Consider the following 9,851-nt stretch of genomic DNA (forward strand, 5'->3'; position numbering starts at 1 on the left):
CGGAATCCCCGCATTACGGCGACCGTGTCCGCAGTCGGGCGAGCTGCGACACCGACGCACCACCGGGTCCTCTCCGCCGACAGGCCCACGTCGACACTCCTGGCGATCCCGTCGGTCTCCTCGTCGAACCCCAACTCCCCCACCCGTATCCCACGTTCATCCCAGCGGTGCCGCGTCCCCGCAGGTCACAGGCGCGCGACTGTCCCGGCGTCCCGATCCGGAGCAAGCGGATCCACCGCGGGACGACCGTTGCCAACATGGCCGGTGGCCGGGGGAATCCCGGTACTCATCAGAGGGGGAACACCAGATGGGACAACGGACGCTTCTGCGGGGTCTGACCCTCGCCGTGGCAGCGGTCCTGCCTCTGTACGGGCCTACGGCGGTGCGGGCGGCGGAGTCCGCCGCAGTGACCGCGGTCGCGGTCTGCGGGCATACGAGCGCACAGCCCACACTGCAGCAGGGATCGACGGGGGACGCGGCGGTCGAGGCGCAGTGCGAGCTCAACCTGGCGACGAAGCCGAGCAAGTACACGCCGATCGCGGCGGACGGATCGTTCGGGCCGGCGACGGGGACGCGGGTGAAGGAGTTCCAGCGGTGTGCCGGGCTGGGCGTGGACGGTGTACTCGGCCCGCAGACCTGGGCGGCGCTGAACACCTGGGCCGCACAGCCCCACACCTGCGCGACCCAGGGAACGTCGACCACGGCGCAGGCGACCGTGTGCGGCCACACCGACACACGTCCGACGCTGCAACAGGGCGCGAAGGGCACCGAGGTCAAGGAACTGCAGTGCCGGCTGAACCTGTCAATGGAGCCGTTCCGCTATCAACCGCTGGCGATCGACGGTGACTTCGGGGGCGGGACCCAGTCCCGGGTCATCGAGCTCCAGCACTGCGCCAACCTCAGTGCCGACGGCGTCGTGGGCCCCAACACCTGGGCGAAACTGGTGGATTGGTCCAGCCGCAACACGTACTGCACGCCACCGCGCCCGGCCGGCTACCCGATCGACGGCCTGGACACCGCCAAGTACCAGCACCCGGGCGGCGCGCCGATCGACTGGAAGGCGGTGAAGGCCTCGGGTGTCGAGTTCGCGACGGTCAAGGCCACCCGAGGTCTGAACGTCACCGACGACTACCTCGCCACCGATCTGGAGGCGGCCAGGACAGCGGGGCTGGCCGTCGCGCCGTACCACTTCTACACGGGCACCGCGCCCGACACGGGTGCCGCGCAGGCCGACCGGTTCATCGCGGCCGTGCGGGCGACCGGATACACCGGGCAGCGCGCGGGCGATCTGCCGCCGATCTTCGATCTGGAACGCATGGACGACGGCAGCGGACGCTGTCCCACCTACGGCACGGTGGACGATGCCAAGGCCTGGCTCGACAAGGTGGAGGCGGCCTTCGGGCGTACGCCGATCATCTACACCCAGAAGTCCTTCCTGGACGACTGCCTGGGATCGACCACCGCCTTCGCCCGGTATCCGCTCCAACTCGCGGACTACCGCACGTCGATCACCCAGCCACCGCTGCCGGCCGGCTCGACGACCTGGGCGATGTGGCAGTACACCGACGCCGCGCTGTTCCCGGGCATCCAGGCACCGGCGACCGGTGACGTGTTCAACGGCACCCAGGCCGATCTGGACCGGCTGGCCAACCGCACCTCCGGTCTCACCGCTCGGGCGGCCAACGCCCGTACCACCGCCGCGAGTTGCTACGGCGGAGCAGTCACCGTGCGCTACGGCGACGTGGTCGATTTCGGCCCCTACTGGACCACCGGCCGCTGCGTCGACATCAACATGCGTGTCACCGGCGGCACCGCGGACTACGTGAACGCCTGCGTGAAGTTCGCCAAGACCGGCGTCTGCAACCACTGGACCAAGGTCGGCCGGAGCTGGACGACCATCGCCACCGACGTCCTGGACGACACCAAGTTCACGGTGCCCAACGGCGTGCCCCTGGAGGGCGACGACGCGGTCGTGCAGATCGCCTTCTGACCACCCCACCCCACCCCTCACCGAACGGAGACCACCATGGTCCGGAGCAAGGCGCTCGCCGCCGCTCTGTTCACCACGGCCGCACTGCTGGGAGCGGGCGCCGCGCCCGCGTCCGCACAGTCCTCGGCCGCCGCGGTCAGCTGTTACGGCGGCGCGAAGACCCTGACGTACCACTACCAGTCGGCCGCCAAGGAGTACGGCACCTACACCACGTCCTCGCGCTGCAACGACATCAACCTGCGGCTCGTCACGGACGAGCCGGGGGTGTACCTGGACGCCTGCGTGGTGTTCACCGACCACACCACCAAGTGCAACAACGGAGACGCGTACACCACCCACGGTACCGAGTGGGGAACCGTCGCCACCGACGTCCTGGACGGCACCCACTTCGTCCTGCGCGTGCACGCCTACGACATCGACGCGCAGAACGTCACGTTCCAGATCGCCTACTGACCTCTTCCCGCACCACCGTTCCCGTTTCCCGTTCCCGGAAGTTACCGAAAGGACGACCATGACTTCCTCCTTCCGTCCCATCGACCGCCGCACCATGCTGCGCGGCACCCTGGCCGCCGGCGCCGGCGTCGCGTTCGGTCAGCTGCTGTTCTCGGGGGTCGCGCAGGCCTATTCCTGGTCGCGCACGCTGGAGCAGGGCGCCACCGGCGCCGACGTGACCGAGCTGCAGATCAGGATCGCGGGCTGGGCGGCGGACAGCGCCAGTCACTCCCGGGTCGGCGTCGACGGGGACTTCGGCCCCGGTACGGCGGCGGCCGTGAAGCGGTTCCAGGCGGCGTACGGTCTCACCGCCGACGCCAGCGTCGGGCCCAACACGCAGGCGAAGCTCAACGCGCTGGAGCAGTCGGACGGCTCCACGCTCCACTTCAACTGGACCGAGTTCTACAACCAGACGGACGGCACCTTCAACGGCGGCAAGCTGAGCGCGTCGCAGGTGAAGGAGAACGTCCGCCGCTGCATGTACAAGCTGGAGGCATTGCGCAAGAAGCTGGGCGACAAGCCGATCACGGTCAACTCCGGCTTCCGCAGTATCGCGCACAACGCCGACATCGGCGGGGCCAGCGACAGCATGCACCTGTACGGCACAGCGGCCGACCTCGACGTGCCCGGGGTGGCCACGAAGACCGTCTACCAGAAGGCGGAGACCTGCGGGTTCTCCGGGCTGGAGACGTACACGGTCGACCACCAGCACGTCGACAGCAGGGCCGATCTCGGCCGTGACTGGTGGTGGGAGGACGGCACGGTCTGACGCCGCTCCCGGGGGAGCGGAGTTCCGGGTGCCGCGGCGGCGGTACCCGGAACTCCGGGCGGGCGTCAGCTCGTCGGTGTGTTGCTCTTCAACGCCGCCTCGCAGGAGGGCCAGTCGTGGAAGTCGTGCTTGGCACTCCACAGCCGGTGGGCCGCCTTGATGTTCCACTCCGGGTCGAACGCCCGCAGCGGTGTGCCGCCGAGCTCCGACAGGCGGCGGTCGGAGATCTGGAACACGCCCCAGTTGCGGCTGCCGTTGGTGTTGGGCAGTACGTACAGCGGGTCGAGGAACGACGCGCAGCGGGCGACGGCCACGGCGGTGCCGGGATCCTCGACGAACACCTCGCGGACCCGCTCGGCCACCTTCGCCGGGGACCAGGTCGTCATGCGCACCTTCTGGGCGTAGAGCGCCTTCTTGGTGGCGTCGTCGACCACGTTCGTGGCCGGCAGACCGGCCAGCACCTGGAACGCGGTCACTCTGCGCAGGGTCTCCGGCCCGAAGTCCCCGTCGATGGCGAGCTTGCCCTTCGCCCGCGCCAGCAGGTTCTGTACCTCGCGCACACACGCGTCGTGCTGTCCCATGCTCACCGTCTCGCACGCGCGGGAGTACAGCAGTTGGCCGCCGTCCGCCGTCGAGTCGTCGGCGGAGTTCCCGCCGGGCAGCCACACGAAGCCGGCCACCAGCACGACGGCGACCACGGCGGCGAGTATCGCGAACCGGGAGGACAGCTTCTCGGGTATCCGGTACCGCGAGGGCTTCCCGGCCCGGTCGGGTGTGAGCTGGGGAAGGGCGCTGTCGTCGTCCGGTCCGAGGCCCGCCTCGACGGCCGCGGCGGGTTCGCCCGTTTGCGGTGTCGCTTCCGGGGTCTCCTCGGCGGTCGCGTCCGGTACGTCCCGGTCGGCGTCCGCCAGCGCCCACAGCCGGTGGAGTTCACGGAGTTCCTCCGCGCTCGCGCCGCACACCTTGGCGAAGGCGTGCACCACCCGGTAGTCCGTCGGGACACTCAGTCCGGAGCAGTACCGATGCAGACTGGAGCCGCTGACGCCCGCCTCCTTGCCCAGGCGGTCGTAGCCACGGCCACTGCGGTCCTTCAGCATCCGAAGGCAGGCGGCAAACTTTTCGGTCCGCGGAGAGGCAGCCACACTTCCACCCTTGCTCAGGCCCCTACTGACGGGTAGAAGCTACACCGCGGAACGGCGTACGTGCGCCAACACCGTTACGAGGAACGGTATTTGACAGACTGTCAACCAGGTCCTGCGTGGCGCGTCCATACCCCGGGCAAATCCACCAACTATTCCATGTTCTTCGTGAGATCGCAGCAAAAAACTTGTTATGTCCACCACGTGGACGGGATGCCCTAGCGTGAAACGCCCACAGCGCGGGACGGCATGCGGGGGGCGGGGCAAGGAGTGGAAGAAACGGCTCCGAACAGGGACGAGTACCACGATCACGTCGACTTCCGGGGCAGCGGTTTCCGGGGCCCCGTCACCGGAAAAGTGGTCATCAACCAATGCCACTGCCCCGTGCTCACCGCCCTCTCGGCCCTGCCCGCAGCCCCTGCGGGGTTCACCGGCAGGCGCACCGAACTGACCAAACTGCTCGACGTCCTGTGCCCCACGGGCAGCCGGACCACCCCGCACCCGGCCGTCATCTGCGCCGTGACCGGGCTCGGGGGGATGGGCAAGACCGCGCTCGCGCTGGATGCCGCGCACACCGCCTGCGCACGGAAGTGGTTTCCCGGTGGCACTCTCTTCGTCGACCTGGGCGGCTACAACGACAGCCCGGTGACGGCCGACCAGGCCGTCACTTCCCTCCTCCACGCGCTCGGCGTGGGCCACGTCCAGCTCCCGACCGACGACGTCGACCAGTACGCGCTGTACCGCAGCCGCCTCGCGAACCTCGCCGATCAGGATCAGCCCGTACTGCTCCTGCTGGACAACGCCTCGACCCCGGAGCAGGTCTCCCCGTTGCTCCCCGGCAGCGACCGGCACCGGGTCCTGATCACCTCCCGCGAGCGCCTCGACTCCCTGCCCGCCCGCCAACTCGCCCTGGAGGCCCTCAGTCCCGACAACTCCGTGTCGCTGATCGCCACCGCCCTGCGTCTGCGTGACCCCGACGACGACCGGCCCTCGCGCGAGGCCGGGGCAGTGCGCGATCTGGCCCAGTTGTGCGGCCATCTGCCGCTGGGCCTCCAGATCGCCGCCGCCCTGCTGCGGCGCCGCCCGAACCGCCCGATCGCGTCGCTGGTGGGCGAGTTGCGGACGGCAACCGACACGACACGCGCCCTGGTCAGTGAGGGAGTCGACCAGTACAGCAGGTCACTGGCCCTGGCTCCGGTGTTCGACGTGTCGTTCGGCCGGCTGAGTACCGATCAGGCGGGAATGCTGCGCGCGGTGGCGCTGGCCCCCAGCACCGAGATCAGCACCGACGCGGCGGCAGCCATGACCGGACTGAACCCGGCCATGACGCTGCGTCTCCTGGACGACCTGGCCCACGCCCACCTCATCACAGAGGTTCAGGCGTCCGCCGACACGGCGGAACGGTGGCGTATCCACGACCTCGTGCGCGGTTACGCGGCGACACTGACGGCTGACGACCCCGCGCTGGCCGAGGAGGGCGAACGGGCGCGGGAGCGCCTGCTGACCTACTACAGCCGGATGGCGGAGGCCGCCGACGGCCAACTGCGGTTCCTCCGGGGCGACCCCGTGCCCGAGGTCTTCGCGGGGCGCGCGGAGGCATTGGCCTGGCTCGACGCGGAGCGGGTCAATCTGGTCGCCGCGGCCCAGTGGACCGACGACCGCTACGCGCCTGCTTCGGTCCGCCTGGCCCTGAGCGTGGCCGAGTTCCTGCGCTGGCGACGGTACTTCGACGACGGGATCGCCGTCGGCCGAGCCGCCCGGGACGCCGCCCGTCGCCTGGAGGACCCGCACAGCGAGGCGACCGTGTGCAACCACCTCGTCGGTGCGCTGCTGCGGGCGGAGAGGGCGGACGAGGCGATCGAACCAGTGAACCGCGCCGTGGGCCTCTTCGACTCCCTCGGCGACCGGACCGGCGAAGGCATGGCCTGGAACAACCTCGGACTCGCCTTACGGAGGACGGGCCAATGGGAGGAGGCCATCAGCAACCACGTCCGAGCCCGCGACCGCTTCCACGCCACGGGCGACCTGCACCTCGAAGGACGCGCCTGGCACAACCTCGGCCTCGCCCTGGACACGGCGGGCCGGACGGAACAGGCCATCGACGCCTTCGTCCGGGCCTGCGACATCCACCGCACGACTGGTGATCGGATCCTCCACGGCGACTCCTTGAACAGCCTGGGCTGGGCCCTGCACGCGGTGGGCCGGGTGGAGGAAGCCATCGCCACCTACCACGAGGCGGTGAAGATCCGTCAGGAGTACGACAACTGGTACGCGACCGGCCAGACCCTCAACAATCTCACCCTCGCCCTCAAGACCGCCAACCGTCCCGAGGACGCGGCGAAAGCCAGAGCCGAAGCCGTCAGCGCCTCGGCCCGGGCCGGCACCACCGCGGAGGTCTACGGCCACCTGCACTAGTGCAGCACCGCGTTGATCCTTCGGGGGTCTGAGCGGTCAGGCGGGTGGGCCGCAGGTGGCTGACCCGCCCGGCCAGGTCCTCACCCACACCATCGCCCGCAACGACTCCCACACATTCAGATCCACCCGGTCATGGACAACGGCTCGTCCCGCACCTCGAAACACACCTCCTGGCACAACCAGGTCGAGCTGTTCTTCTCTCTCCAAGCCACATGGACCCCCGAAGGATCAACGCGGTGCTGAGCTAGGGTCTGGCGGCATGGGATCACCGACGGAACCGGACGCCTCCGGGGAGTTTCAGCGGATAGCCGACTGCTTGGCGGGACCGGACGCCGACACGCACCACGCCGGTTTGCAGGAGCTGGAGATACTCACCCGGGCGCATCCCGCGCTGCGCCAACCTGCCGCCGACGCCGTGTGCCGTTACCTGCGCGGCCCGGTCGTGGAAGCTGTCGACAGTGCTGTCGCGCTTCTTGTCGCGCTGGCGCGGGGCGGAGACCACCTCGCCTTCGCCCTCGAAGGCGCCGTATTGCCGGACGTCGACTTCAGCGGCTGTTCCTTCGGCCCGACTGCCTTCACGGACGCCCACTTCCGCGGCCGCTGCGTCTTCGACGGCGCTCACTTCCGCGACGACGCGATCTTCGCGCGGGCCGTGTTCGAAGGCGAGGCGTCGTTCGCCGACGTCAGGTTCGGCGGAGACGCCCACTTCGGGCTGGCGCGGTTCCATTCCCCGGCCGGCTTCGCCGGCGCCCGGTTCGACAGTCTGGCCTGGTTCGGCCGTGGGGAGGAGCCCGTCCAGGAGGACGACTCCCGATTCGAAGAGTTCGACGAGGACGGCGATCTGCCCGCTGACAAGCCGCATCCGTTCGGCGTGCGGATCCCCTGGCGCGAGCCGAACGAGGCCGATCCCGACTGGCCGAACGCCGTGCTTGAAGAGGACTACCAGACCTGGTACGAGGGCAGCGACGGCGCCTGCTTCCGGGATCGGGTGTCCTTTCACGGCGCGCGATTCCACGGTCCGGCCTGGTTCTGGAAGGCACGGTTCGGGGCGGATGCAGAGTTCGGCGACGCCTGGTTCGGCGGTCAGGTCCATCTCGACCAGCCGCGTGTGGATCTCACCGGCGCGACCGCGGACACTGTCACCGAGGAAGACGACGCTTCGGAAGTCGACGACGCGGAAGAGTCGTTCAGCCCTCAGGAGTGGCCCTTCGGCTGGGTGCTGCGTTCCGAGGACAACGGGCCGGACCGGCTGGTGACGGACGAGTCCGTGGCGCCCTACGCCCACCAGCTCGCCGACGCCGACCCGGCGGTGCGGCTGTCCGGACTGCACGTGCTCGACGCGCTCGGCCAGACCCGCGCCGACCAGCGGGCCAGAATCGTCGACGTGGTCTGCGGATTCCTGAGGGCGCCGCTGGCGTTCGAGGTCCGCGACGAAGCCGTGCTTACCGCGGCGCAGGTGGCCGAACTGAGGCTGCGGCGGACTGCGCAGCAGATCCTCACCGACCACCTCCGTCCTCACGACCCCGGGGCGGCGCCGGATTCCCCGCCGCGCGAACGGTTCTGGGACGGAGTCGATCTCAGCCTCTCCGCCGCCACTCTGATCGACTTCGACCTCAGTGACTGCCGGTTCGCGCGTGCGGACTTCATGGGCACCCAGTTCCACGGGACCACCAACCTGGAGCGAAGCGCGTTCAAGGTGCACTTCATGCTGCCGGGCGGCGGCGGATACGCCACGTTCCACGGTGAGTGCCGCACCGCCGGCGCCACCCTCACCGACGGCTGGGCCTGGCGGAAAAGCGCCGACGAGACCCTCCAGCAGGTTCGGACGCGGTCAGCCGAGATGACTGTCTGAGTCAGTCCGTCGGCCGTCGATCGGCTTCCGCGCCAGCACGCCTTACGTCAGCGGCATCGACCCGCTCGGTCTCGGGCGCCGGACGCCACTCGTCGGTCGGCACCACCCCGGGCCGCTGGATCTGGAGGCCGTCGAGCCAGGCCGCGGTCTGCCCGGGGTGCGGTTGGTGAACGGCACGCCGGTGGGCTCTCCGGCTGGCAACCCACCGTGAACCGGCCGCGCCTACGGCGACGGTGGCTCCGGCGCCGAGTCGCTTCCCTCGGGACACCGGGTCAGGCGTGCAGGCGGCTGCCGTTGACGGCGACTCGGCGGCCCTCCCTGGTGTGCGGAAAGTAGTCCCAGACGGCGTGGTGTTGGACGCTGCGGTTGTCCCAGAGGACGAGGGTGCGCTCCTGCCAGCGGACCCGGCAGTGCAGCACCGGGGTGCGGGCTATGTGCGCGTACAGCATGTCGAGCAGCGCGTCGCTCTCGGTGCGGGACAGCTGCGTGATGTGCGAGGTGTAGGGGGCGTTGACGAACAGCAGCTTGCGGTCGGTCTCCGGGTGCCGGACGACGACCGGGTGTTCGGTGCGCGGCACCTCGTACTCGGGCGGCGGGGTCTGTCCGGCGGCGGTCCAGGGCAGGGCTCCGTCGTGGAGTGCGGTCAGGCTTTCGAGGAAACTCCGCATCGCCGGTGAGAGCAGTTCGTAGGCGAGATGCATGTTGGCGAAGACCGTGTCGCCGCCGCTGCCGCCCTCGGGGATGGTGGTGATGTACAGCAGCGAACCGAGGGAGGGTTCGACATCGGCGGTGCCGTCGGCGTGCCAGCCGTTGCCGGCCACGGCCCGGGATTCCTTGTTCGCCTTGATATCAAGGATGTGCGGGTCGGATCCCTCGGGCGCGAGGGCTACGGGGTGCAACTCGCCGAAGACGCCCGCGAACCGCTTGTGTTCCTCAGGAGTGATGTCCTGGTCGCGGAAGACGAGGACGTGGTGGGTCTGGAACGCGTGCTTGAGTTCCTTCTCCTGTTGGGGTGTCAGCTCCCGGGACAGGTCGAGGCCGGTGACCTCCGCGCCCAGCGGCGGGGTGATCGGGGCGACGGACAGGGTGTCGTAGGGCTCGGCGGGGCGGGTGGTGAGCCGCTCGACGGCCTTGAGGGCGTAGTCCTCCATGAGGGACCTCCGTGGTGTCGGTGGGGTGGGTGGGAGTGACGGG

Annotated in this window: 7 protein-coding genes; 5 read left to right on the forward strand and 2 right to left on the reverse strand. The window is 69.6% G+C overall.

Going from position 1 to position 9,851, the window contains the following annotated elements:
* Positions 1–307: 307 nt before the first annotated feature.
* From ACIQBL_RS30820 to ACIQBL_RS30830, 3 genes are read left to right on the forward strand one after another with little or no spacing between them, the layout of a single operon-like run.
* Entirely contained in the window at positions 308–1,990 is a 1,683-nt protein-coding gene (locus ACIQBL_RS30820) for a GH25 family lysozyme (RefSeq protein WP_401947148.1), read from the forward strand.
* A 36-nt stretch (positions 1,991–2,026) separates the two neighbouring features.
* Entirely contained in the window at positions 2,027–2,443 is a 417-nt protein-coding gene (locus ACIQBL_RS30825) for a hypothetical protein (RefSeq protein WP_401947151.1), read from the forward strand.
* Positions 2,444–2,501: 58 nt separating this feature from the next.
* On the forward strand, positions 2,502–3,251 hold the full coding sequence (locus ACIQBL_RS30830) for a D-Ala-D-Ala carboxypeptidase family metallohydrolase (protein ID WP_401947154.1): 750 nt from the start codon (positions 2,502–2,504) through the stop codon (positions 3,249–3,251).
* A gap of 65 nt (positions 3,252–3,316) precedes the next feature.
* On the opposite strand, the gene ACIQBL_RS30835 is transcribed toward ACIQBL_RS30830, so the two are convergent.
* Positions 3,317–4,393 (reverse strand): helix-turn-helix domain-containing protein, encoded by a 1,077-nt coding sequence (locus tag ACIQBL_RS30835; protein WP_401947157.1) that lies wholly within the window; start codon positions 4,391–4,393, stop codon positions 3,317–3,319.
* 267 nt (positions 4,394–4,660) lie between these two features.
* Here ACIQBL_RS30835 and ACIQBL_RS30840 point away from each other — a divergent pair, with 267 nt between their 5' ends.
* Both ACIQBL_RS30840 and ACIQBL_RS30845 read left to right on the forward strand, forming a co-directional pair.
* Complete coding sequence (locus ACIQBL_RS30840) at positions 4,661–6,805, forward strand: ATP-binding protein (RefSeq protein WP_401947159.1); 2,145 nt, start codon at positions 4,661–4,663, stop codon at positions 6,803–6,805.
* A 259-nt stretch (positions 6,806–7,064) separates the two neighbouring features.
* Positions 7,065–8,657 carry a pentapeptide repeat-containing protein gene (locus tag ACIQBL_RS30845; protein ID WP_401947162.1) on the forward strand — a complete coding sequence of 531 codons (1,593 nt, stop codon included), beginning with the start codon at positions 7,065–7,067 and terminating at the stop codon, positions 8,655–8,657.
* A 272-nt stretch (positions 8,658–8,929) separates the two neighbouring features.
* Here the strand turns inward: ACIQBL_RS30845 and ACIQBL_RS30850 are convergent, their stop codons facing one another.
* Positions 8,930–9,808 carry a TauD/TfdA dioxygenase family protein gene (locus ACIQBL_RS30850; protein ID WP_401947164.1) on the reverse strand — a complete coding sequence of 293 codons (879 nt, stop codon included), beginning with the start codon at positions 9,806–9,808 and terminating at the stop codon, positions 8,930–8,932.
* Between the last annotated feature and the right edge of the window lie 43 nt (positions 9,809–9,851).

The organism is Streptomyces sp. NPDC088350 (assembly GCF_044753545.1).
Lineage (GTDB): Bacteria > Actinomycetota > Actinomycetes > Streptomycetales > Streptomycetaceae > Streptomyces.